General features: G+C 58.9%; 19 protein-coding genes. 6 read left to right on the top strand and 13 right to left on the bottom strand.

Translation table 11 applies throughout. The features are described from left to right. Positions 1 to 126 precede the first annotated feature (126 nt). The gene (gene dsbG, locus AR456_RS04675) at positions 127 to 930 is read left to right on the top strand and encodes a thiol:disulfide interchange protein DsbG (RefSeq protein ID WP_021820195.1); all 804 of its coding nucleotides are present in this window, start codon (positions 127 to 129) and stop codon (positions 928 to 930) included. On the opposite strand, the gene AR456_RS04670 is transcribed toward dsbG, so the two are convergent. The 8 genes from AR456_RS04670 to AR456_RS04635 form a co-directional block, all read right to left on the bottom strand. Further along, complete coding sequence (locus tag AR456_RS04670) at positions 927 to 2147, bottom strand: glycosyltransferase family protein (RefSeq protein WP_021820194.1); 1221 nt, start codon at positions 2145 to 2147, stop codon at positions 927 to 929. The genes dsbG and AR456_RS04670 overlap by 4 nt on opposite strands. Further along, the gene (locus AR456_RS04665) at positions 2144 to 3040 is read right to left on the bottom strand and encodes an HAD-IIB family hydrolase (protein ID WP_021820193.1); all 897 of its coding nucleotides are present in this window, start codon (positions 3038 to 3040) and stop codon (positions 2144 to 2146) included. Before AR456_RS04665 ends, AR456_RS04670 begins: the two co-directional genes overlap by 4 nt. Before the next feature lie 279 nt (positions 3041 to 3319). Then, positions 3320 to 4585, bottom strand: coding sequence for a serine hydroxymethyltransferase (gene glyA / locus AR456_RS04660; RefSeq protein ID WP_031208509.1), 1266 nt, complete (start codon positions 4583 to 4585; stop codon positions 3320 to 3322). 166 nt (positions 4586 to 4751) lie between these two features. Continuing rightward, positions 4752 to 6146 carry a hypothetical protein gene (locus AR456_RS04655; protein ID WP_031208507.1) on the bottom strand — a complete coding sequence of 465 codons (1395 nt, stop codon included), beginning with the start codon at positions 6144 to 6146 and terminating at the stop codon, positions 4752 to 4754. A 186-nt stretch (positions 6147 to 6332) separates the two neighbouring features. Then, positions 6333 to 7718 (bottom strand): hypothetical protein, encoded by a 1386-nt coding sequence (locus tag AR456_RS04650; RefSeq protein WP_021820190.1) that lies wholly within the window; start codon positions 7716 to 7718, stop codon positions 6333 to 6335. A 161-nt stretch (positions 7719 to 7879) separates the two neighbouring features. Further along, on the bottom strand, positions 7880 to 9319 hold the full coding sequence (locus AR456_RS04645; protein ID WP_021820189.1) for a hypothetical protein: 1440 nt from the start codon (positions 9317 to 9319) through the stop codon (positions 7880 to 7882). 88 nt (positions 9320 to 9407) lie between these two features. Next, entirely contained in the window at positions 9408 to 12020 is a 2613-nt protein-coding gene (locus AR456_RS04640; RefSeq protein ID WP_021820188.1) for an ABC transporter permease, read from the bottom strand. Then, positions 12017 to 12760: an ABC transporter ATP-binding protein gene (locus AR456_RS04635; protein WP_021820187.1), complete on the bottom strand. Its 744-nt coding sequence runs from the start codon at positions 12758 to 12760 to the stop codon at positions 12017 to 12019. The genes AR456_RS04640 and AR456_RS04635 overlap by 4 nt, the downstream gene beginning before the upstream one ends. On the opposite strand from AR456_RS04635, the gene AR456_RS04630 reads away from it, so the two are divergent. Beyond that, positions 12759 to 13499 carry an arylesterase gene (locus AR456_RS04630; RefSeq protein ID WP_021820186.1) on the top strand — a complete coding sequence of 247 codons (741 nt, stop codon included), beginning with the start codon at positions 12759 to 12761 and terminating at the stop codon, positions 13497 to 13499. The two genes, AR456_RS04635 and AR456_RS04630, sit on opposite strands and share 2 nt — an antisense overlap. Here AR456_RS04630 and AR456_RS04625 read toward each other — a convergent pair. Next, the gene (locus tag AR456_RS04625) at positions 13478 to 14374 is read right to left on the bottom strand and encodes a DMT family transporter (protein ID WP_021820185.1); all 897 of its coding nucleotides are present in this window, start codon (positions 14372 to 14374) and stop codon (positions 13478 to 13480) included. The two genes, AR456_RS04630 and AR456_RS04625, sit on opposite strands and share 22 nt — an antisense overlap. A gap of 72 nt (positions 14375 to 14446) precedes the next feature. Continuing rightward, positions 14447 to 14716 carry an Rdx family protein gene (locus AR456_RS04620; RefSeq protein WP_021820184.1) on the bottom strand — a complete coding sequence of 90 codons (270 nt, stop codon included), beginning with the start codon at positions 14714 to 14716 and terminating at the stop codon, positions 14447 to 14449. 65 nt (positions 14717 to 14781) lie between these two features. On the opposite strand from AR456_RS04620, the gene AR456_RS04615 reads away from it, so the two are divergent. The 4 genes from AR456_RS04615 to AR456_RS04600 all read left to right on the top strand — a co-directional run bounded on the left by AR456_RS04615 (position 14782) and on the right by AR456_RS04600 (position 20058). Then, positions 14782 to 16095, top strand: coding sequence for an MFS transporter (locus tag AR456_RS04615; RefSeq protein WP_021820183.1), 1314 nt, complete (start codon positions 14782 to 14784; stop codon positions 16093 to 16095). A 218-nt stretch (positions 16096 to 16313) separates the two neighbouring features. Next, entirely contained in the window at positions 16314 to 16583 is a 270-nt protein-coding gene (locus AR456_RS04610; RefSeq protein WP_031208499.1) for a PA3496 family putative envelope integrity protein, read from the top strand. A gap of 277 nt (positions 16584 to 16860) precedes the next feature. After that, positions 16861 to 18522 carry an energy-dependent translational throttle protein EttA gene (gene ettA, locus AR456_RS04605; protein ID WP_021820181.1) on the top strand — a complete coding sequence of 554 codons (1662 nt, stop codon included), beginning with the start codon at positions 16861 to 16863 and terminating at the stop codon, positions 18520 to 18522. 153 nt (positions 18523 to 18675) lie between these two features. Further along, the gene (locus AR456_RS04600) at positions 18676 to 20058 is read left to right on the top strand and encodes a DUF2254 domain-containing protein (RefSeq protein ID WP_155829325.1); all 1383 of its coding nucleotides are present in this window, start codon (positions 18676 to 18678) and stop codon (positions 20056 to 20058) included. Positions 20059 to 20160: 102 nt separating this feature from the next. Here the strand turns inward: AR456_RS04600 and lpxL are convergent, their stop codons facing one another. The 3 genes from lpxL to rpoS form a co-directional block, all read right to left on the bottom strand. Next, positions 20161 to 21081 carry an LpxL/LpxP family Kdo(2)-lipid IV(A) lauroyl/palmitoleoyl acyltransferase gene (gene lpxL, locus AR456_RS04595; RefSeq protein ID WP_021820179.1) on the bottom strand — a complete coding sequence of 307 codons (921 nt, stop codon included), beginning with the start codon at positions 21079 to 21081 and terminating at the stop codon, positions 20161 to 20163. A gap of 15 nt (positions 21082 to 21096) precedes the next feature. Next, positions 21097 to 22206 (bottom strand): alanine racemase, encoded by a 1110-nt coding sequence (gene alr, locus AR456_RS04590; protein WP_021820178.1) that lies wholly within the window; start codon positions 22204 to 22206, stop codon positions 21097 to 21099. A 353-nt stretch (positions 22207 to 22559) separates the two neighbouring features. Continuing rightward, positions 22560 to 23552, bottom strand: coding sequence for an RNA polymerase sigma factor RpoS (gene rpoS, locus AR456_RS04585; RefSeq protein ID WP_021820177.1), 993 nt, complete (start codon positions 23550 to 23552; stop codon positions 22560 to 22562). Positions 23553 to 23685: the final 133 nt, after the last annotated feature.

Raw genomic sequence — 23685 nt, 5'->3', positions numbered from 1 at the left:
AAGCAGGGTTCCAGCACCAATTCGACACCTGCACTTCATCTGCTGACTTGCATGAAGAACCTCACAGGCATATTGATGTCTGACCGAGAGCCCTCCCCACCAAGGAAGTCAGGAGATCGCATTCCCATGTCCAGTACCACACGTCAGCAACTGCGTTGTCTGTTGCCTCATCGCTCTACGCGGTTGAAAGTTGCCGCTGCCGCATTCGGGCTACTGCCTTTTCAGGCCAGTTTCGCCGACGATTATCCAGCTCCGATCCAGGCACTCGAGAAGGAAGGGCTTGAAGTCTATGGAGAGTTCGACGCGCCCGAGGGGCTGACGGGGTATGCCGCCAGCCACCAGGGACAGCCGATGACCATCTTCGTGACCGCCGATGGCGAGCATGCCATCGTCGGCAATCTGCTCGACAGCAACGCAACCAACCTCTCCGAAGAGCCATTGGAGCGCCTTGTTCAGGTGCCAATGGATGATGTCGCCTGGCAGAATCTCGGCAACAGCGCCTGGATTGCCGATGGCAGCGACGATGCAGAACGCATTGTCTATGTCTTCACCGATCCCAACTGCCCCTATTGCACCCGCTTCTACCACGACAGTCGCCCCTGGGTGGAAAGCGGTAAAGTGCAGTTGCGTCATGTCATGGTCGGCATTCTTGATCCTGCCAAAAGCCCCCGTCAGGCAGTCACCATGCTTGCTGCTGATGATCCGTCAGCCATGCTGGCAGCCCATGAGAGCGGTGACGCGGTAGAGCCGCTGAAGAACCTTCCGCGCGAACTGGAACAGCGCCTGCAGGACAACCACAACCTGTTCTATGGCTTTGGCATGGTCGCCACGCCGGGCATCGTCTATTACAACGGCGATAAGCTGGAAATGAGTCAGGGCGCGCCAACACCGGAGCAGATGACCACCATCATGGGTTCCGAGCTCAACTAACCCCTCTCCGAGTTATCGGCTTCCACCGCGGCGTGGAGACGCTCGGGAAGATCCGGCAATGCCGCCCTGACCCGATTCCAACTGGGTATGAAGGGCTTCTCGCGAGGGTTGTCGAGAAAGGCATTGCCGGCTTCGATCAGATTGCCGGCGAACAGTTCTACGGCCTGCTCCTCGGCGTGCCGATCAAGGCTCAATCCATTCATGATCGCGTCATGGTCATAGGATTCGATCAAGTCCAGCGCCAATCGATAGTAGGTCGCCTTGAGCGTTCGGAATCCTTCTGCCGAGAACTCCACCCCCTGCGTTGCCAGCTTTCGATATAGCGCCTTGGCAATATCCAGGCTCATGCGATTGAGTCCAGCGGCGGCATCATCCGCCGACACCGGCTGATGCTTGTGATCGTAGATGTCCGCGATATCGACCTGACACAAACGGTTGGTGGAGTGATCACGTTGAACTTCCGAGAGCACGCCGATCTCCAGCCCCCAGTCCGCGGGAATCCGGATGCCATCCAGAACCTCGGTGCGCATCGAGAACTCACCTGACAGTGGATAACGAAAGCTATCCAGATATTCCAGATACGGGCGTGAGCCATGAATCATCTTCAATGCCCGCAGCAACGGAGTCACCATCAACCTTGAGACTCGACCGTTGAGTTTTCCGTCGGCAATCCGCGGGTAGTAACCCTTGCAGAATGCGTAGTTGAAGCGCGGATGCGCCACCGGGTACATCAATCGCGCCAGCAGGCCACGCTCGTACGTCAGGATGTCACAGTCATGCAGGCCCACTGCGGCGGTACGTCCAGACGCCTGCACATAACCCGCGCAGAACCAGACGTTACGGCCCTTGCCCGGCTGTTGTGGTGAAAGCCCTTTGGTGGCCAGTTCCTCATCGAGGGCCTTCAGGCGAGGCCCATCATTCCACAGGATACGATGACGCTGTGGCAGGCGAGAGAAGAACTCGCGCGCATGCAGGAACTGCTCGCGGTCAGCTCGATCGAGACCAATGACAACTTCGTCCAACCATGGAACCTGCGCCAGCTCCTCGACGATCCGCGATAGCGCCGGCCCCTCGAGTTCGGAGTAAAGCGACGGCAGGATGAGACCCAACGGTCGGTTGCGAGAGAATTCGCAGAGATCTCGATCGAGATCCTCGACGCTACGCCGGGTCAGATTGTGGAAGTCGGTGATGATGCCGTTCTGATGGAAGTCACTCATGCCTTTCTCTCCTGACCTGGCTGTGGAGTCTGCGACGCATGGGCGGATACACCCCAGAAGTGGGCAATGCCTTCGGCCCAGCCATGGGGCCCATTAGCTTCGGTTCGGTACAGTTGGCGTGCTCTGGGTGCTACCACCAGTCCATGACGGCTACGAATGACGACGGCTGAATCAACAGTCTCCAGCATGCTGACATCATTGGGGCCATCGCCCAGCGCCAGCGTATGCGGCACCACCCCGCGTAGATCTCTGAAGCGCCGAACCAACCAGTCGACGGCAAGCCCCTTGTCGGTATCTCCAGTGACATGCCAGAACCGACCGCCACGGGTCATGCGCAAACCATCTCCGGCAAGCCCCGCGCGGAACGCTTCGAAGCAACCCTCTGTGTCCTGCCATATCAGCGGCTCACTGCCTTCTCGCAGACGTGCCAGGCGCGCCTCCTGTTCGCCGAGACCGGTAATGTCCATGACCTCATCCAAGGACATCTCACTCATGGTCCGACAGCGCACACCGAGGCGTTCGCGCCAGATGATGACTCGACGACGTATCAGGCCAACATCGATGCCCAGGTTGCGTAATACCAGGCCATCGGGGCCGGGAGAGGTATCGCGCCTTGCGTGACACCAGGCTGGTGGCAAGGCTACCAGAGCCCCATTCTCGGCAATGAAGGGAGAGTCACCGAGATCCAACGCCTGACGCAGGGCCATCAACTCACTGCGCGTCTTGCTGGTAACGGGAATCACCAACGCACCGGATGCCTTCAGCGCACGCAGCCAAGGTTGAGCCGGCGACCAGTCGTAGCTGTCATGATCCAACAGGGATCCATCGAGATCGGTAAACACCAGCCGTGGCCCAGCACTTTCTCGCAGCCGGACATCCGGTAATGACGACATGGCTCCCCCTGTGCAGTTGGCGAACGCACGGAATACGCGTCCTTTTCGCTTCACAGGCTGCACAAGGCAGGGTCCATGCCAGAGAGGAAAAAAGCCCTGATGATCAATGGGTCAACACCGCATCGATGGGACCGGATCACACTCTGCACCGCGGAGAAACGACAATGCCCCATTCCGGCGCACCGGAATGGGGCATTGTTTGATCGCATTCAACCGTTCAAGGCTTCACGCCAGCTATGCCATCAGCTGGCAAACAAACGCATCGGTACGCCAGTCAACTCAGCGATATACCGGCAGGCGGGCACAGACTTCTTCCACCTTGGCCTTGACCTCGGACTCGATGGAGGACGAATCCTCTCCGCGAGCCATCACGTCGAGGATATCGCAGATCCAGCCAGCCAGATCACGGCACTCGTCAGTACCGAAGCCACGAGTGGTCACTGCCGGAGTACCGATACGCAACCCGGAGGTAACAAAGGGGCTCTGCGGGTCGCCCGGCACCGCGTTCTTGTTGACGGTAATGTGGGCACGTCCGAGGGCCGCATCCGCGTCCTTACCGGTCAACTCCTGCTTGATCAGTGACAGCAGGAAGAGGTGGTCTTCCGTTCCGCCGGAGACCACGTCATAGCCGCGCTCGATGAACACACCGGCCATGGTCTGGGCGTTGCTGATCACCTGCTGCTGATAGGTCTTGAACTCGGGCGCCATGGCTTCCTTGAAGCAGATCGCCTTGGCGGCGATAACGTGCTCGAGCGGGCCGCCCTGGATGCCGGGGAAGACCGCAGACTGCAGCTTCTTCTCGATATCGGCATCGTTCTCAGCGGACAGGATCAGGCCGCCACGCGGACCACGCAGGGTCTTGTGGGTAGTGGTGGTCACCACATGAGCATGCGGCATCGGCGTCGGATACAGACCCGCGGCGACCAGACCGGCGATATGCGCCATATCGACCAGCAGGTAAGCACCGACTTCGTCGGCGATCTCACGGAATTTCGCCCAATCGATGATCTGGGAGTAGGCGGAGAAGCCGGCAATGATCATCTTCGGCTTGTGCTCACGCGCCAGGCGCGCGACTTCATCGTAGTCAATGCGACCAGAGTCATCGATGCCATACTGCACGGCGTTGTAGTGCTTGCCCGAGAAGTTGGGGCGCGCACCGTGCGTCAGGTGACCCCCCGCGTCCAGGCTCATGCCGAGCACAGTATCACCGGGCTTGACCAACGCCTGGAAGACAGCGCCATTGGCCTGAGAACCGGAATGCGGCTGTACATTGGCATAGCTGGCGCCAAACAACTCCTTCGCATAGTCGATCGCCAGCTGCTCGACCACGTCGACGTATTCACAGCCGCCGTAGTAACGCTTTCCTGGATAACCCTCTGCATACTTGTTGGTCAGCTGGCTACCCTGGGCTTCCATCACGCGAGGGCTGGCGTAGTTCTCGGAAGCGATCAGCTCGATGTGGGCTTCCTGACGACCCACTTCCTTCTGCATGGCGTCGAACAGGGCATCATCAAAACCGGCAATCGTCATGTCACGGCTGAACATCGGCGGGCAAACCTCACAGCTGGGGAAGAAGAATTGGAAGTCGCCATGATAGCGCAGGCCATGCAGGCTTTCACATGAAAGACCATCATGCACAACTGCATCATTTCTCATGCCGGCTTGAGAAATCCTGAACGCAGAGCATCGGCTGCTGCATTCAGGTCCTTCGCTACTCCGTGCTGGCAGTCACGACCAGATGTTCCACGACTCCTTCGGGATTATTGACCAGCTTGTGAATCGCTACTGATGGTGGCAATTCCAGGTCCAGACGCAATGTGCTGGCTTCTCCTGCAAGGAGTTTCAACACACTCCCGACGACCTGTGGAGAGGTGAGCGACCTCCGCTGCTCTCCCTGCTCCAACTCTGCACTCATGCTGGCCAGCAGTTCACTGCGCGATTGCCCCATGGTCACCGCCGCCACACTCATCAGACGGTCGATCATGCCCTGATTGTGATAAACAACACTCAGGTGCCCCCCCAACGGCTTCACCGGCAGCCAGAAATCTCCCAGCTCTTCCAGCGGATCAAGCACCAGGCTGTAGTCAGCGAATCGAGTAAACAGCTCTTCGGCCGTCTGCCCTTTTGACAAGGCCAGCGGAAATTCGTAATCGAGCGTCAAGCCGAAGGAACCCGGGATATCAAGATGGCTGTCGGAATGAGCCAGGAGGCTCGCTCCACGCGCCTCGATAACGCCGGCACCCTCCCCGCTCATGGTGAAGCGTTCGCTATCACCGGTCATGACGTTGGTGACCATGCGAATAGCAGAGCGGTCTTCGATCGGCACCAGACCGATCAACTGATTGAAATCAACGAATGCCTCATCGAGAACGCTGTGTGAGGTCAAACGCTCGGCAGTGATCTCGCTGGTACTGGTCAGCCGAGTGATGCCGGCAACCTGAACATCGTCCTTGTTCACTGCCAACTCGGCCAACGTCATGCCACCGACCAGCAACGCACCTCGCGGAGCGCCCCAGGAGAAATCGGACAGCGCAAGGGATTCCAACGCCAGGCGCCAGCCATCCAGGCCACTCATCGTTGATGAGAGGCCTTTCAACGTCAGAGATCCGAGACTGCCATGTTCCGATGACACATCCAGTGCCAACGCCTCGATAGCATCTACCTCCATCGTAATGCGTTGTGGCGGCGCAGGATCGCCGGAATATGCCCTCATATCCGCGCCCGAGACACGCGTGGCCAACGTGACATCCTGCGCAACAATATTCGCTGCGCTGAGCTCAAGCTCTGGATGGTCCAGCTCCCACACGGCCTTCGAGGGTTCATCAATCACCAGGCGCCCGACTTCCATACGCACATCCGGAGCAGTCAGCACCAGCCCCGACATCACCACTCGGTCGGGGGCGTCGTAATCACCTTCAACGTCATACTGCTCGACCTGCAGCCGAGTATCGCTATTCTCGACGATGGAAATATTGCTGGCTCGAGAGAGGTCATCAGCCACCTGCCTTACTTCGCCAACTCGCACATGCCCAGCATCGGACCAATGCGCCAGATCTTCCTCGAGACGCTGCGTATCAGCCAGCACCAGTGGCGAGAACAGGCTCATGCCAAACACCAGACTGGAGACCACTGTCGGTCCCCTTCTCCCACGTGAAGCAGCCCTACTGGATACAACACTTTGCATATGGCCTCCTGCGCCCAATAACACGAAACCCATGACTGACTCGCAAAGGAGGCAGCCATGGGTCACTTGTGGCATCGAGTGATTGTCGGAAGAACTGACAACCACCTGTTACTGGACTTCCACCTGCATCTGCATGGCCTGCGGCAGTCCCAACGGGTCCTGTGAGAGTTTCTCCGCTTCACTGCTCGGCGGCAGCTCAAGTGTCACTGCGAGGTTGCTGGCTTCACCCGCCATCAGTTGTACCAGGCCAGTCAACACCTCGCCGAGCTTTGGTCCCATCAGCGTGCCGAAGCCTTCGGCCTGAGTACGCATCTGATCGATGAACTCCTGTTCAGTGACCTGCTGAGCCGCAGCAACGACAGGAGCGATGCGGCCAAACACACCGAGTTCCTCAAGGTTCAGGGTTACATCTCCGCCCAACGTATCAAGCTCTGTCCAGTCATCCAGGCTGGCGAAGTACTCGCTGGCTTCAACTCCCTCGGGAATGGCAACCGGCAGATCAGCATCGAAGTTGAACTTGAAGGCATCGGTGGCATTCAGCTCGAAGTTGGTACCGAGGTCTCCAGTATCACCATCCTGCTGCCAGGTACCATTGAGCACGGAATCCAGCGTCAATTGGCCGCTGCCAGCTGTCAGCACGTTACTGAGCATACGCAGATTGGTGCGCTCATCCACTGGAGCCAACTCGATCATTTTCGCCAGATCGATTGTCAGGGTCTCGAGGCTGGAGTTGTAGTCACCATCCTCCATATTGGAGTCCAGCGTCATGCCTGCGAGCGTAAGCACCAGCTTGTCGGAGCTGATATCGAGATCCGACAGTGAGAAATCATCAAACTGCGGCGCGTCCTCCTGCATCCCTACCAGCCCGGAGAACGACAGGGTCGGCAGTGAAAAAGTCGCAGCACCCAACTCGGCAAACTGTTCGGCGGAGCCGACAAGCTCAGACAGGCTGAACTCGCCGATGGCATCGCCGCTGATGTCCGAGGCAGTCAAACTGGCGACCTCGATATGCGCGCCGCGCAACTCGGAGGAATCTTCAGTGTCCAGCAGGGTGGGTTCTGTCTGATCCAACACCAGCTCTTTCACGCTCAAGCCCGGCAACGGATTCTCGGCGTTATAGGTCGCGGACAGATTGGAGAAATCAAGTACGGCACTGCCCGGCTTCTCGAGCGTCAGGCTCTTCGCCGCGATATCCAGATCCGAGTCGGAAATGCGAATGCCCTCGGCAACAACCTCACTGGGGTCATCGTAATCGCCATCGACCTTGTAGCTGCGGATGGTAATGACGTCACCATCCGCCTGAGTGATGGAGATATCCTTGGCAGTAACAGAGCCACCGAACATCGAGTCCGAAACGTCACCAATGGCAATCTCGCCGCCTTCCCCTGCCAGCGTGCGCAGATCCTGTTCCAACTGCTCGGCATCGGCCTGAGCCAAGCCAGGCACCAACACTGCTCCCAGCGCCGCCGCTGCGACAAACTTCAATCTGGCCATGAGATTCAATCACCTCCCTGGTGAATTGCTGACAGTCAACCAGCATAGACGACGGCAATCGATTCATCGTCGCTACACTCATTTATAATGTCATGCCCTGGCGACACCAGCCAGATACCCGCTGAAGATAATGTGCCATTCAGCGCATATGCAACAGTGCCCTAGTTTGCCTGCAATCGGTCCTCAAGCCTTGCAGCGACCTCATGCAGCACGGCCAGACGTGCATGGCGCTTGTCATTGGCATCAATCAGCGTCCAGGGGGCCTTCCGATGAGTGGCAGCAAACATCTCATCGATTGCCTGTTCATACTCCTCCCAACGCGCACGATTGCGCCAGTCTTCCTCCGTCAACTTGTGCTGTTTGTGCGGCGTGACCGCACGTGCCTTGAAGCGTTTGAGTTGCTCGTCACTATCGATGGCAAGGAACAGCTTGACCAGAACGACGCCATGCCGCAGCAACTGTGTCTCGAAATCGACAATCTGGCGGTAGCCAAGGCGCCATTCCTGTTCATCAATCAATGACTCGACGCGCTCAACCAGCACTCGCCCATACCACGAGCGATCCATGATCGACACGGCGCCATCCGCCGGCAGACGCTGCCAGAAGCGCCACTGCCAGGGAAACAGCAACTCTCGCTCAGAAGGCGCGGCAATCGAGTGTACCCGGTACGTGCGGGCATCCAGAGCCGAGGTGAGACGATGTATACTGCCGCCCTTGCCCGCGGCATCATGGCCCTCAAATACAACGACCACGGGGATACCTCGCCATACGGCTCGCCTTGCCAGCTCGGCAACCTTCGCCTGGGCACTGGCCAGACGATCTCGGTATGCGGACTTGCTGATCGCCGGAGCGTGCTCAATCAGATCAGACAATTGGGGTATGGCCGACGCAGGGTTCAGCACTTCCTGGCTGACGGGCGGCCTCGGGACGAATCGACCTTCCGCAGCCCCCTCCATGGCCTTGATGATATGGCGTGCTACAGGCGTCAAGAGATCGTTGCCAGGTGCCGCATCCAGACATAGCCAGGGGCTATCCTCAGTTTCGGTAGCCTTACGCAACTGTCGGCCCAACTGGTGAATCACACCATGCTGACTGTGGCGGAACCATTTGTCCTCGGTAACCTGCCAACGTGTCAGCGGGTCTGCTTCGAGTGTCGCTAGATGCTGAGCCTGAACGTCGACATCAATATCGAGCCACAACTTGACCAGCGTGATGCCCGCTGCCTTCAAGTCAGCTTCGAACGTCGCAATCTCTATCAACCGGTCAGCAAAGGCACCCTGCCCCAGGCGCCTGGTCGCCGCCCCGAGCAACGCATCGCCTACCCAGCCGTGGACGAAGACAGTGGTGCGACCTCTTGCCGGAAGCCGCGTCCAGTATCGCCACCAATAGGGGTGTCGGCGGTCCTCTTCGCAGGGCACCAGGGCCTGAACTTCGGTCAGTCGGTTTTCCAGCCAGTGGTTGAGCCGATTGATCAGGTGGCCTTTCCCGGTACCGGCATGCCCTGCCACCAGCACCACTACAGCACGTTTTTCAGTGCGCGCCAGCTCGAGCTGGGCCGAAAGAAGCCGGAAGCGCAGCGCCTCCTCGCCATCACTGGACATATCACCCCCCCAGGCATATCCATCCCACTCACCATGACTCGGATATCAGGCCATACTCGCAGCGAGCTATCGATGCGAGCCTGGAAGCTCAAGTATCGCCCAATAGCCCAAGGCTAGCCGCTGGTGCTTGACGGCGGATATTGCGTGACAGCAAGTGACCGACACTCCCCAACAGCAATGCTGCCAGTGGTGGCAATGTCACCCATAACAACGGATGCAGCCTGAGCGGCAGATCCAGCCAGGCCAGATAGAGTGCCGCAGTGGCGATTTCGGCCAGCAGTACCGCCAGCAAACCAGCAGCCAACCCCATTACCGCAAACTCCGCCCACTGCATGCGTGCCATCATGCGCGATCCCGCGCCGAACACGCGCAGCAGTCCGCTCTCATGGGCGCGCACGGGATGGCTGGCGATCAATGCCGCATAGACTACGCTGATTCCCGCCAACAGCACGAAGACCAGCACCAGCTCCACCGCTCTGGTCACCTGAGTCAGCATCTCGCGGACCTGGCTCAACAAGGCGTCGACATCCAGAATCGTGACTGCCGGGAAAGATGCAACCAGCTCACCCAGCGCATTCGGTTGCTCGGCCGCTGTCCCAGTTGAGTCGAGATGGAAGGCCGTGATGTAACTGTGCGCAAAGCGGTCGAGAAAGCCGGGTGGGAAGATGACATAGAAGTTTGGCTGGAAACTGTCCCAGTCCAGGTCACGAATGCTACTCACGACACCATCAAGCGAATCCGCTCCTACCGAAAAGGTCAGGCGGTCCCCCATCTCCAACCCCAGCCGCTCGGCGAGACCGCTCTCCAGCGAGATAGGAGCCTCCGACGGTTGCCCGGTGTCGACCTCTGCGTACCAGTTGCCATCGCCTGGCTCACCTCCATCCGCTCCCTCACTGAACCAGCGCCCCTCGGCCAGTCGATTGCCTTGCGGCAAGTCACTGCTCCAGGTCAGATTCAGCTCGCGGCGCAGTGCATTCTCGCCCTGGGCTTCGGCGGGCACAGCCTCGCGCGGTGATTGCCCATTGATGGCAACAATGCGCCCACGCACCATCGGATACAGTTCGCTGTGCGCCTCAGTCATTTCCAACAGTTGCTTCTCAAAGGCATCACGCTCCCCCGGCTGGATATTGATCGCGAAGTGGTTGGGAGTATCGGCGGGCAGCTGGGCCTGCCAACTGGTGATCAGATCACCGCGCACCAGGCTGATCATGGCCATGGCAAAGAAAGTCACTGCGAAGGCCAATAATTGCCCAAGGCTTGCACTACGACGGCGTGCCAACTGCCCTGCCCCCAGACGCAGCGCATGCCGCCACCCCTGGCGGGAGCCATTACCGAGCCGCGATATCAGCCACAACAGTGCATCGAGCACCATTCCCCCCAACCACCACGTCACCACCAGCGCCACCAGACCTCCGAGCAACAGGCCAACGGCGAGGCCGAGACTGCCGGAATACAGCCACATCAAGGCGCCAAAGGCCCCTGCAGCGACTGCCGTCATCAGCCATGCAGAGGTCGGCAACGGATCCAACTCACGCCGCAACACCTTGAGTGCACTGACGCGACGAAGTCGCAGCAACGTCGGCCCTGCGAAACCACCCAACACCGCCAGAGCGGTCAGTACCCCCAGCCACAACGGCAACCAACCCGGCGGCGGCAACTCCAGAGGCAGCAAGGATTGCATTAGTGCCACCATCACGGCCTGCCCCAGCAACCCGAGCACAGCACCCAGCATCGAAGCGACCAGAGATAGTGCCAACAACTGCAGGCCAAACAGTCTGATCAAGGTCGTCTGAGAGGCGCCAAAGCAACGCATCAGCGCTGCACTATCGAGATGCCGCTCGACATAGCGTCGTGTCGCCAGCGCCACAGCGACCCCTGCCAGCAGCACTGCCACCAGCCCCGCAAGGCTCAGATAGGTATCGGCGCGCTCGAGTGCAGACCCCAGCCGTGGCCGGTCGCTGCGCACATCGCGCACTTCCACGCCGTCGCGGCGCAAGCGTTCGAGTAGTGACGAGAGCTGTTCAACACTCTGCGCTGACCCCGCCGCCAGAATCTCGTATTCCAGTCGCGACCCGGGCTGGATGAGCCCAGTGGCATCCAGGTCGTCGACATGCATCATGACGCGTGGATTGAGGCTACCGAAGCCGGTCGACTGATCCGCCTCACGCACCAGCCAGGCGCTGACCTTCAGCTGCGCCTGGCCTAGTTGTAGTGAATCGCCCAGCTCGATATCGAGTAGCTGCCTTAGTCGCGGCGATAGCCACACTTCGCCATGCACCGGACCATGCTCGACTTCTTCGACGCCCTGACCACGATCAATGCGTGAGCTTCCGTAATGGGGATAGACCTCATCGACCGCCTTGATACTGACTGGCTGGAAAGCTCCTTCGCGACTGGCCATCGAGACCAAGTCGACCTGGTCACTGAGATTCAGGCCCGCATCCACAAGCTGTTGACGCAACGCCTTGTCGAAGGGCGCCGACTGTTCCAGCACCAGGTCCCCGCCCATCATCTGCCCCGCCTGGCGTACCAACCCCCTCTCCAGGCGATCGAGGAAGAACCCCATCATGGTCGAGGCAGCCACTGCCAGTATCAGCGCGATCAGTAATGCACGTACATCCGCAGCGCGCAGATCTCGCCTGAGGCTGCGAGCCGCCATGCTACACAGCGCCCCTGCGCCCATGGAGTGACGGCCACTCATGATACGGCCTCAGCCATATCCATCGCCTCGAGACGTCCGCCCACCAGTTGCAGACAGCGGTCACAGCGTCTGGCGAGGGCATGATCGTGGGTCACCAGCACCAGCGTAGTGCCCTGCTCCTGGTTGAGTTCGAACAATGTCTGAATGATCCTTTCTCCGGTATGCGGATCGAGGTTGCCGGTCGGTTCGTCGGCAAACACCAGCTCTGGAGAGGTAACAAAGGCCCGCGCCAGCGCGACACGCTGCTGCTCACCACCGGAAAGCTGGCGTGGCAGATGATCATGACGCTGTTCCAGGCCAACCCTTGCCAGCCACTCGCGAGCACGCCGCTCACGATGATTCAGCACCGAAAGCTCAGTGGGCAACAGCACATTCTCGAGAGCAGTGAGCGTCGGCAACAACTGAAAGTTCTGGAACACAAAGCCGACTCGACCATTGCGCAGGGCAGCACGGCCATCTTCGTCGAGTGCGGTCAAGGATTCACCAAACAGCATCAGTTCGCCGCCGGTGGGATCATCGAGTCCCGCCAGCAGTCCCAACAGGGTCGACTTGCCGGCACCACTCTGACCGAGAATGGCCACGCTTTCTCCGGCATGTACGGCGAGCTCAAGCTCACGCAGAATAGTCAGTTCACGAGAACCACTGGTCACGCTTTTTGCCAGGCCGCGAGCCTCGAGAACAGCAACCTGATGAATGGGGTGCGAAGTTGAAGCAGCAGATGAAACAGGAGCCTTGGACATGACAAACAGTATCCCTGAAGTTGTACAGTTGCACCGCAACCCGGGGTGGCGCAGCCGCTGGCTGCTCGCGGTGATGACAGTGTGTCTGGGCCTGTGGTTGGGAATCGGTGGTGCTCAAGCCCAGACTCAAGCCCAGGCGCAACCGCGGCCACCCACGATACTGGTGGTGGGTGACAGTCTCAGCGCCGCCTACGGCATTCCCCAACAGTCCGGCTGGGTGACACTGCTCGACCAACGCCTCGACGGCCAGGCCCGAGTGGTCAATGCCAGCATCAGTGGCGAAACCACCAGCGGCGGTGCCAGCCGCCTACCCGGACTACTCGAGCAACACAGCCCGGATATCGTGATCCTTGAGCTCGGCGGCAATGATGGCCTACGCGGCCTTCCTCTTCAGCAGATGCAGGCCCACCTGGCGAATATGGTCGAGCAGAGCCAGGCCAGTGGTGCCGAGGTATTACTCCTGGGTATCGACATTCCCCCCAACTATGGTCCCGCTTACCGCGATGCGTTCACCGAAGTGTTCCGCAACCTTGCCACTGAACATCAACTGCCGCTATTACCCTTCCTGCTCGACGGTGTGGCTCTCGAACCGACACTGATGCAGGACGACGGTATCCACCCCACCGCCGAGGCCCAGCCCCGGATTCTCGACAATGTATGGCCTGAGCTCGCCCCACTGTTACGTGAGGAAGGCGTACAGCTGGCCACCGATGCGGTTCAGGCCGAGGCATCCTCCTGAGACGACGGGCTGCGTTGCCATTGTTGCAGCCCCAGTCCACCGAGGATCAACACCAGGCCGGCAAGGGTCGAGACCAGAATCGGTTCACCGATCACAAGGTACAGCAACAACAGTGACACCGGTGGTGACAGAAAGATCAGATTGGACACCTTTGCAGTCCGCGAGACTTGCTGCACTGCCATCTGCCACAGCACGAAAGCCACGCCCATCTCGAACAGCCCCACGTAGATGCCCGCTCCCAGCGCCTTGATGCCATGCCATTGCAGGCCAGGGCCAGCTATCAGCAGTACGCTCAATACTGGTACACCTACCGAAAAATTCTGCCACTGGGCGACCAATGCCGGACGAGCATCACGGGCGTTGAGTAGCCAGTAGAGCGCCCAGATCAGGGTCGAGACCAGCGCCAACGCCACACCCAGTGGGTCAGCGAAGTCGACATCCAGCACCTTGCCCCGAGTGGCAATCACCCAGACACCGGAATAGGCCACCAGCCCGGCAACAACGTCCATACGCGTCAGCGTCTGTTTGAGAATCGGTACAGCCAACAGCGCCATCGCCAGTGCCCAGGTGTAGTTGAGCGCCATGGCCTCCTGTCCCGGCAAACGGTCGTAGGCAGCGAACAACACCAGATAATAGGCCACTGGATTCATCAGGCCGGCCCACAGTGCCGTTGACCACCCCTGTTTCAGGGCACGTCGCATCTGACCACGCTGAATGACCAACGCCCCCATCAGCGCCCAGGACACCAGCGAAGCAATCCACATCAACTCCAGCGGGCTCATGTAACCGAGCGCCACCTTGAATGCCGTGGCGACGGTCGACCAGAGCGCTACTGCCGCCAATCCATAGCCTATCGCACGCCGGTCAGAGTTCATTTCACGTCCTTGTTTATGGGGTCAGCTGCGAGCTGCGGGCAAGAGCAAGAGCAAGAGCATCGGGATGACTCTTCAACGGTCGATATGACCCAGGTCACGCTCCGGCTCAATCACATCTCTCACGCGTTGCTTGAGGGTCTTGATATCGGGAAAGCCGCCATCACGCTTGCGCTCCCACACCAGTTCCCCATCGATACTGACTTCGAAGCGGCCCCCATGAGAAGGTTGCAATGCCACCTCCTCGAGACTTTCACCAAAGGTCGACAGCAGTTCCTGGGCATACCAGCCACTGCGCAACAGCCACTGACATTGCGTACAGTAGATAATCCGGACTCGTGACAACTGGTTTCTCCCGTCACTGGAATGGATGGACTCTCGTTTCGATCATACCAGCCAGGAAGGATCCCATGGCCACCTCGGATATCTCACTGACCAAATTTCATGAATGGCTCAACGGCGATGATGACAGTCGCATGTGTCTCGATATCCCCGACAACGCCTGCCGCCATCAGCCACGCAACTTCATGCTTCACCTGCTGGCAGCGCTCGGCAACAAGCTCGCCGACGAGATGTCGAGCGCACGTCTGGTACTCCCCTGGCTGCTGGGTACCATGGGTGCTCCGACCTGGATGGTTGGTCTGCTGGTGCCGATCCGGGAAGCCGGCGCCCTGCTACCACAGGTGCTGGTGGCAGGTTTCATTCGCCTCAAACCCGAACGCAAGTGGTGGTGGGTAATCGGCAGTCTGGCGCAATCGGCCGCCGCCTGCTGCCTGTCATTATTGGCGCTATTCTCAAGCGGGGCACTGGGCGGTAGCCTGGTATTGCTGGTGCTGGTAGCGCTGTCGCTGGCACGCGGCCTGCAATCGATTGCCACCAAGGATGTACTCGGCAAGACCATTGCCAAACGCCGCCGTGGCACGCTGATGGGGTGGAGCAGCAGTATCGCCGGTGCCGCGACGCTCTGTGCCGGTGCGGTGTTGCTGTGGTTCGATGACCGACCCGGAGAGATCGCTCTGGCAGTGCTGCTGGCGGTGGCAGCGTTGGGGTGGATAAGCAATGCGCTGTGCGCCGCGGCCATTGCCGAGGAACCCGGTGAAACCTCCGGGGGCCACAGTGCATGGCAGAGCATTCGCGACAACTGGACGGTACTGCGGGAAGACGCGACCTTTCGCAACTTCAATCTCACTCGTGCCCTACTGCTTTCCAGTGCCCTTGCACTGCCTTATCTGGCGCTGCTTGGACAGCGTCAGAGCGGCTCCGAACTGGGCGGGCTTGGCGTACTGATTCTGGTGTCCGGCGTGGCCTCGATGATTGCCAGTCCAATCTGGGGCAAGCGCTCAGACACCTCCAGCCGCAAGGTGATGCGCGACGCGGCCATAGGCACTCTGCTGTGCTGCTGTCTGGGCGCGTCCATTCCGCTGTTGCCTGAGGCCATCTCGACCAGTGTCTGGCCCTATGCGCTGGTCTATGCGCTGCTGGTGGTTGTGCATTCCGGGGTACGCCTCGGTCGCAAGACCTATATCGTCGATATGTCCAACGTCGATAACCGCGCCTTGTACGTCGCCCTGTCCAATACTCTGACCGGAATACTGATGCTGATTGTCGGCGGCCTTGCCGGTGCCGCTGCCTACGTCTTCGGCACGCTGGTACTGTTGCTGATACTGGCGGCAACCGCTCTGCTCGCAGCCTGGTTCGCCCAACGTCTCCCGGAAGTCGAGTAGCCGTGGCCCTGGAAGCTGCCGTATCGCGGATAGAGGTTCAGGAACTGTGCAAATAGCAGTCCGGGACTTGCACTTTCACACTATGAGGCATATATAGCCATCAGGATCAAATGGATCCTGCTGGCGCTTTCCCCGGGCCGATAAACAAGGCCCGTTGATGGTAAGTTGGTGTGATTCGCCACTCCGATGTGGGTGGCCTGGCCATGGGGGACCTTCACATGAGCCGCGATTCCCTTCTTGATGATACCTACTATTATGATTCCAACGGGCCGGATTCCAACGGGCCGGAACCCAACGGGCCGGACTCCAACGGCTCTGAAGCCAATGACCAGGATGCCGTCAACGACGATGACTACGGCCGCAGCCGTTCGTCGAGTCGTGCCGACACCCTGCGTGCACGACGGCGTGTCGAGGCATTGCTGGAAGAACGTCGACTGAAGCAGGCAATCGACGACGACTGGGGATTCGATGAGGAAGAGGAGGAGTAACGCCTCCTGATACGATCCATCCATCCGTCCTCTTCTTCGCTTCAGTCCTGTTCGGCCTCACTATGGTGAGGCCCATGGGCTGTTATGCTGTGCTCTTGTGTACGATCCTTGCCTGCAACGCGGCATTCTCATGCCGACCGCTGCCTCACTAGCATTGCACTAGTGTTTTCTTTACTCGCTTCGGGCTCTATCATCACTGCCCATAGTTCCCTGGCGCTCACCACGCCAGAGAGATACGAAGCTGGTTTCGCGAACCTCCAACATCTAGTGAGTTCCCATGGCGCAATACGTCTACACCATGAATCGGGTGGGCAAGGTCGTACCCCCCAAGAAGCAGATCCTCAAGGACATTTCGCTGTCCTTCTTCCCGGGTGCCAAGATCGGTGTACTGGGCCTCAACGGCGCCGGTAAATCGACCCTGCTGCGCATCATGGCCGGCGTTGACACCGAGTTCGAGGGCGAAGCGCGTCCGATGCCTGGCATCAATGTCGGTTACCTGCCGCAGGAGCCGCAGTTGGACGACGAAAAGTCCGTGCGCGAAACGGTAGAAGAGGCCCTCGGCGAGATCAAGGAGGCTCAGACGAAGCTGGATGCAGTCTATGCTGCCTATGCCGAGCCTGATGCTGATTTCGACGCTCTGGCTGCCGAGCAGGCCCGTCTCGAGAACATCATCGAGGCCGCTGACGCCCACAACCTGGAGCGTAAGCTGGAAGTCGCCGCCGACGCCCTGCGCCTGCCGCCCTGGGATGCCTGCGTAGGCAATCTGTCCGGTGGTGAGCGTCGCCGTGTAGCACTGTGTCGCCTACTGCTGTCCAGCCCGGATATGCTACTGCTCGACGAGCCAACCAACCACCTCGATGCCGAGTCGGTGGCCTGGCTGGAACGCTTCCTCCACGATTACTCCGGCACCGTGGTCGCCATCACCCACGACCGGTACTTCCTCGATAACGTCGCCGGCTGGATTCTCGAGCTGGACCGCGGCCAGGGCATCCCCTTCGAAGGCAACTATTCCCAATGGCTGGAAGCCAAGGAAAGCCGCCTCGAGCAGGAAGCCAAACAGGAAGCCTCTCGCCAGAAGGCCATCAAGCACGAGCTGGAATGGGTGCGCTCCAACGCCAAGGGGCGTCAGGCCAAGAGCAAGGCGCGTCTCAATCGCTTCGAGGAAATGCAATCCGGCGACTTCCAGAAACGCAACGAAACCAACGAGATCTACATTCCACCCGGACCGCGTCTCGGCGACAAGGTCATCGAGTTTCACGGTGTATCCAAGCGCTTCGATGACAAGCTGCTCTACGAAGATCTGTCCTTCACCATTCCACAAGGTGCCATCGTCGGTATTGTCGGCGGCAACGGTGCAGGTAAATCGACGCTGTTCAAGCTGATTCAGGGAAATGAGACACCGGACAACGGCCAGGTAGTCACAGGCGACACTGTCGATATCGCCTACGTCGAACAGTTGCGTGACGCTCTAGACGACAAGCAAACCGTATGGGAAGCGGTGTCCGATGGTCAGGACATGCTCAACATCAATGGCTATGTAGTGTCTTCACGTGCTTACGTCGGCCGCTTCAACTTCAAGGGCAATGACCAGCAGAAATTCCTGCGCGACCTGTCCGGTGGTGAGCGCGGACGCCTGCAGTTGGCCCAGACCCTCAAGCAGGGCGCCAACGTACTGCTGCTCGATGAGCCGTCCAACGATCTCGATATCGAGACCCTGCGTGCACTTGAGGAAGCTCTGCTGGCCTTCCCCGGCTGTGCCATGGTCATCTCTCACGACCGCTGGTTCCTCGACCGTATCGCGACTCATATCCTTGCCTTCGAAGGCGATTCCCAGGTGGTGTTTTTCGATGGCAACTACACCGAATATGAAGCGGATCACCGCAAGCGTGTCGGCGACGATACCCCGCGTCGCATGAAGTACAAGCGCATCGACGCCTGAGCCGGCATCTTCCGCACCGGCACGGCTGCGCAACTCGTATCGCGAGGCGCAAACAGAATCCCCCGCAGGCCTGGCCTGCGGGGGATTCTCTTGAAGAAACGAGTATCGATGCCGAAACTACCTTGCGCTTTATGGCTACTCACTGCATAAGGAGTGGACTACCTACTGGCTTTGCTGGTAGTCATCAGCCGCAAGGGGCGCATCATGGGACTGTCACTGCTGTTTCACCCCATTCTGTTGTTCAAACGCTTCGCCAGCAGCATTGCCTACTTACCCACGCTGGCCGCAATCGTCTATGCCGCCCTCGGCGTGCTTGCTCTGATCCCGCCCGTCTCCAGTGATTTTCTGCCAGAGGCCCTCAAGCAGCTGGGCCTGGCCAGTCCCGGCGATGCGCAACCGCTGTTGTCGGCTCTGTTGGCAGGCATGATCTCGCTGATGGTATTCAGCTTCTCGATGGTCATGTCGGTGCTGTCCCAGGCCGGCGCCAACTTCTCCCACAAACTGGTATTCGGCCTGATATCCGAACGCCGCCATCAGTGGGTGCTCGGCCATTATCTGGGCACCATTCTGTTCATCCTGATGCTACTGATCGTGCCTCATGCCACCGATGGCGATCGATTGTGGCGATCTGCTGCGGTGTATAGCGCCTGCCTGATGGTTCTGCATTGTCTTGGATTGTTCGTCTACTTCATTCACAACGTGTCACAGTCGATTCAGATTGATGCCGTCATCAGCGGCCTGCACGCCGCGACCCTGAAGTCGATGCAATGCAGACGCGACAATGAACAGGGCAAGCAGTGGCAAAGCCTGCCTGTGCCCGACGTCAGCAACGCCTCGTATCATGAGATTCCTGCCCGTGAAGCGGGTTACCTGCAGAACGCCGACCTTTCGAGTATGGCAAAGCTGGCGGCAGACAGTGACGCTATCGTTCACCTCGACTTTCGTTTCGGTGATTACGTACTGGAAGGTCAGCCGATCCTGCGGCTGGAGTGCGCACCAGTTCCCGACCAGCAATGGCGAGATGATCTGTGCGACTGTCTTATTCAGTTGCATGGCGAGTCCGTAGAGGAGCACTTCGTCTATGGCATGACCCAGTTGATGGAAGTCGCCATCAAGGCGCTCTCCCCCGGCATCAACGATCCCGGAACTGCGCGCCTGTGCCTGCATCGGCTCACCGATCTACTCAGCCATTACATGCGTGAACAGCCCGCCAACTGCCTCACCGACAGCAACGGCAAGGTACGCGTCTACTGGCAGATAGAACCCTTCGAGAGCCTGGTACACCGCCTGCTGACGCCTATCCTCCACTACGGTGTCGAAGACCAGAGTATTCTGCTCGGATTGCTCAAGGCAGTGAAGTCACTGTCATTGATGGCCAATCCATCACAGCTGACAACACTCCAGCAGGTCGCCGACCGTATCATCGAGAACCTGGAGCAACACAGCCAACATCATCTGGATCGCCGGTTCGTCAGTCAGCGACTAAAGCAGGGCCACCATCGACTGCTGCTCCCCGCCGAACTGAAAGCACCATAGAGGGGGGAAGCAGCAACGAGCGTCAAGCCATCCAGTGCCGCCCCGTGACACGCCGCTACGGGGTTACTTGCAGCTTATAACTTACCGCTTCCAGCTCGTAGCTCAGACATCATAGAGCTTGGGATCGTCTCTGTTCGGGCGGGTCTTGAAGCGACGGTGCATCCACAAGTACTGCTCAGGATGCCGGCGAATCGCCTGCTCGATCACTGCGTTGATACGTGCAGCATCGGCAACTTCATCACCGCTGGGAAAGTTGTCCAGCGGCGGCAGGTATTCCAGCGAATAGGTGCGGTTATCCGGGTTGCGATGGAAGATCAGCGGCATCACCGGTGCTCCGGTCATCTTTGCGATCTTGGCGGTGAGCTTGATCGATGCCGCTTCGATGCCGAAAAACGGTGCAAAGACACTGGCATCGCGACCGAAATCCTGATCAGGCGAGTACCACACGTGATGGCCGGACTTGATGCGCCGCACGACACCGCGCAGATCGTGACGATCAATGGAGGTGCCGAAGATGCCGTTTCGCGCACGAGTCATGAAGCGCTCGAACAGCGGATTGTCGTGGGGGCGATAGACCACATCTGCCGGGAAGAACAGCGAGTGTAGCGCACCCCCCAGATCGAGAGTCGAGAAATGGATACCGATAATCAGTGCGCCCTTCCCCGCCTCCTGCACCTTTGCCATGTGCTCCTGGCCCTTGAAGGTTACCCGGTGACGCAGATGCTCGGGATCCCGACACCAGCCCGTCGCGGTCTCGAAGATGCCAATACCATTGGCGAGGAAGGCTTCCTTGACCAGGCGCGCCTGAGCCTCGCTATCCAACTCCGGGAAGCACAGACGAATGTTGGTCTCGGTGATGCGACGACGACGCCCGGCAAAACGCCAGGCGAGTAATCCAATCCCGCGTCCCAATGCCAGTTTGAATCGCCAGGGCAGCCAGGCACTGATACGCATTCCTGCGATAGCCAGCCAGGTGGGCCAGTAGCGCGGATGGAGTAAAGCGGTTGAAGCGGTGTCAGCCATGCAAGCTCTCGATATTCAGGCAGATTGCGCAGTATTGTAGCGTCTGGGCACCCTCGGCAGCACCCCAGTCAGCAAGGTATAGCTGATAGTACTGCAGTATTGTGCCACTTCATCCACCGATAACTCGCCACCGAAACGACTGATTCCCCACAGTACCACCTCACTGCCGATATCAGCCTCCGGCAGATGAGTCAGGTCCACCGTCAGCATATCCATCGATACCTTGCCGGCAATCGACGTGCGTTGACCGTCGACCAATACCGGGGTGCCATCGACCGCGTGGCGGTCGTAACCATCACCATAACCACAGGCCACCACACCGATGCGCGAGCGCCCTGGCGTGAGGTAACGCCCGCCATATCCCACCGGCTCTCCACTCTCCAGCTCACGCACAGCAATGATCTCGGAACGCAAGCTCATCACCGGGCGCAAGCGGCGACTGGCATCGCAGGACATCTCCAGAGGATCACTGCCGTAGAGCATCACACCAGGTCGGTTCCATTCACCGTGAGCCTCAGGGTGAGCAAGGACGGTAGGAGAATTTGCCAGACACAGCGGCGCTTCAAGCCGTGCTGCCAACGCCAGCAACTCGTCATGCTGACGGCGAAAATAATCATTGTCGGTGTGGTCGGCGGTGGCAAAGTGGCTCATCAAGTGCAGGTCGGTCACATGGCTCGGCGCCGAGAGCAGTCGCTTCCAGATGGCTTCAGCATCCTGTGGTGCGAAGCCCAGGCGATGCATTCCAGAATCCACCTTGAGCCACACCGGTATTGGACAACGTGGTCGCCGAGCCAACGCCGCCTCCAACTGCCATTGGCTGTGAATCGCCATCCCCAGCTTCAGCTCATCGACCAACGCCAGCTCATCCGCGCTGAAAATCCCCTCCAGCAACACGATAGGCGTCTCGATACCTGCTTCACGCAGCTTGACCGCTTCTTCGATGGCTGCCACCGCAAAGGCCGGAGCCAGGGCTTGCAGGGCTCGAGCACAGGGCACCGCACCATGACCATAGGCATCAGCCTTGAGTACCGCCGCAGAGCGACTATTGGGCGCTAGTTCACAGGCCAGTCGATAGTTGTGACACAGAGCATCAAGATCGATATGCGCGACAAGCGGACGTGCCATCAAGGCCTCCAACAGGTTGACGTGTTTTCAAGTACCGGTTTTCAGCCACATGGGAGGTGTCAAACACGAAGCGGTTTCAAACACGTCAGTGGTTCAACCATCAGGTTACCGGGAAAGAAACATATTATCGACAAACCTTGCGCGACATTCATGGCCAAAACAACTGACTTTAAGTCATCATCTGGTCGCATCGACCAACCTCAAGAACAAATACAGAAATAGCTACTTCCATGCAGGGAATGTCTGGCGGGGCGCCAGCGTTGGTACCGACAACGCTTGAGCTACCGTCTTGACGCAACACGGCCGCCATATCTGGCGGCCGCAACACTACAGGATTTCAAGGGAATAGAGGGCTATTCGAAGATGGCATCAAGCGAGAGGCCCTGCTTGTCGAGCATGCGCCGCAGCTTCTTGAGCGCCTCGACCTGAATCTGACGCACACGCTCCCGTGTCAGGCCAATTTCTTCACCGACCTGCTCAAGCGTCGCCGCCTCGTGGCCTCGCAAGCCAAAACGCCGTACCACTACTTCACAGTGCTTATCGGTCAACTCAGCCAGCCATTGGTCGACATGTGCCTTGACGTCCCCATCTACCAGTGTTGATTCGGGGCCCTGCTCATTGTCATCGGCCAGTGTCTCGATCAACGGCTTGTCACTGTCACCGCCCATCGGATAATCCACCGAGGATACGCGCTCATTGAGCCCCATCATCTTCTTGACCGTATCCACCGGCTTATCGAGGTGTTCGGCAATTTCCTCGGCTGTGGCTTCGTGGTCGAGCTTCTGCGTCAACTCTCTTGCAGCACGCAGATAAATATTGAGCTCCTTGACCACATGAATAGGTAAGCGAATGGTGCGCGTCTGATTCATCAACGCGCGCTCTATCGTCTGGCGAATCCACCAGGTGGCATAGGTCGAGAAACGAAAACCTCGCTCGGGATCAAACTTTTCCACCGCACGGATCAGGCCCAGATTGCCCTCTTCGATCAGATCCAGAAGGGTCAACCCTCGATTGAGGTAACGGCGGGCAATCTTGACCACCAGGCGCAGGTTGGACTCGATCATCCGCGCACGCCCCTGAGGGTCCCCTTTACGTGCCAGGCGGCCGTAAAAGACCTCTTCTTCCGGTGTCAGCAGAGGCGAGAAGCCGATCTCATTGAGGTAGATCTGCGTCGCATCGAGGCTCTGACGCGAATACCGATCTTCCTTGCCAAGCGCCTTCTCGAACTCCTCATTTTCCTCTTCGGCATCATCCGAGTCGTCAACAATGTTTCCATCGGACACATCATCGACCTCGTCTACCGTGTCGAGATTCACATCCTGAAGATCCCGTTCAAGCATGCTCATCGTATAGCTACCCCATGGTTGCGACCCAGCGTTGTCTTCATCGCCCAAGATCAACGCTAAAGATTATTATTGTGTGACGCTCCGACAAGAAGTGATCCATTCTTCTCGTCGGGGAGGTCCTGACCAGTCACCA

This window comes from Halomonas huangheensis (assembly GCF_001431725.1).
GTDB classification, from domain to species: domain Bacteria; phylum Pseudomonadota; class Gammaproteobacteria; order Pseudomonadales; family Halomonadaceae; genus Halomonas; species Halomonas huangheensis.
This window is presented reverse-complemented; position numbering and strand designations above follow the sequence as displayed.

Coding starts and splice junctions, on each gene's coding strand:
- dsbG (WP_021820195.1), top strand. CDS start 127: ATGTCCAGTACCACACGTCAGCAACTGCGTTGTCTGTTGCCTCATCGC.
- AR456_RS04635 (WP_021820187.1), bottom strand. CDS start 12,760: ATGTCCAAGGCTCCTGTTTCATCTGCTGCTTCAACTTCGCACCCCATT.
- AR456_RS04655 (WP_031208507.1), bottom strand. CDS start 6,146: ATGAGCCTGTTCTCGCCACTGGTGCTGGCTGATACGCAGCGTCTCGAG.
- AR456_RS04625 (WP_021820185.1), bottom strand. CDS start 14,374: ATGAACTCTGACCGGCGTGCGATAGGCTATGGATTGGCGGCAGTAGCG.
- AR456_RS04670 (WP_021820194.1), bottom strand. CDS start 2,147: ATGAGTGACTTCCATCAGAACGGCATCATCACCGACTTCCACAATCTG.
- rpoS (WP_021820177.1), bottom strand. CDS start 23,552: ATGAGCATGCTTGAACGGGATCTTCAGGATGTGAATCTCGACACGGTA.
- alr (WP_021820178.1), bottom strand. CDS start 22,206: ATGGCACGTCCGCTTGTCGCGCATATCGATCTTGATGCTCTGTGTCAC.
- AR456_RS04640 (WP_021820188.1), bottom strand. CDS start 12,020: ATGAGTGGCCGTCACTCCATGGGCGCAGGGGCGCTGTGTAGCATGGCG.
- lpxL (WP_021820179.1), bottom strand. CDS start 21,081: ATGGCTGACACCGCTTCAACCGCTTTACTCCATCCGCGCTACTGGCCC.
- AR456_RS04615 (WP_021820183.1), top strand. CDS start 14,782: ATGGCCACCTCGGATATCTCACTGACCAAATTTCATGAATGGCTCAAC.
- glyA (WP_031208509.1), bottom strand. CDS start 4,585: ATGTTCAGCCGTGACATGACGATTGCCGGTTTTGATGATGCCCTGTTC.
- AR456_RS04610 (WP_031208499.1), top strand. CDS start 16,314: ATGAGCCGCGATTCCCTTCTTGATGATACCTACTATTATGATTCCAAC.
- AR456_RS04645 (WP_021820189.1), bottom strand. CDS start 9,319: ATGTCCAGTGATGGCGAGGAGGCGCTGCGCTTCCGGCTTCTTTCGGCC.
- AR456_RS04630 (WP_021820186.1), top strand. CDS start 12,759: ATGACAAACAGTATCCCTGAAGTTGTACAGTTGCACCGCAACCCGGGG.
- AR456_RS04665 (WP_021820193.1), bottom strand. CDS start 3,040: ATGTCGTCATTACCGGATGTCCGGCTGCGAGAAAGTGCTGGGCCACGG.
- AR456_RS04650 (WP_021820190.1), bottom strand. CDS start 7,718: ATGGCCAGATTGAAGTTTGTCGCAGCGGCGGCGCTGGGAGCAGTGTTG.
- ettA (WP_021820181.1), top strand. CDS start 16,861: ATGGCGCAATACGTCTACACCATGAATCGGGTGGGCAAGGTCGTACCC.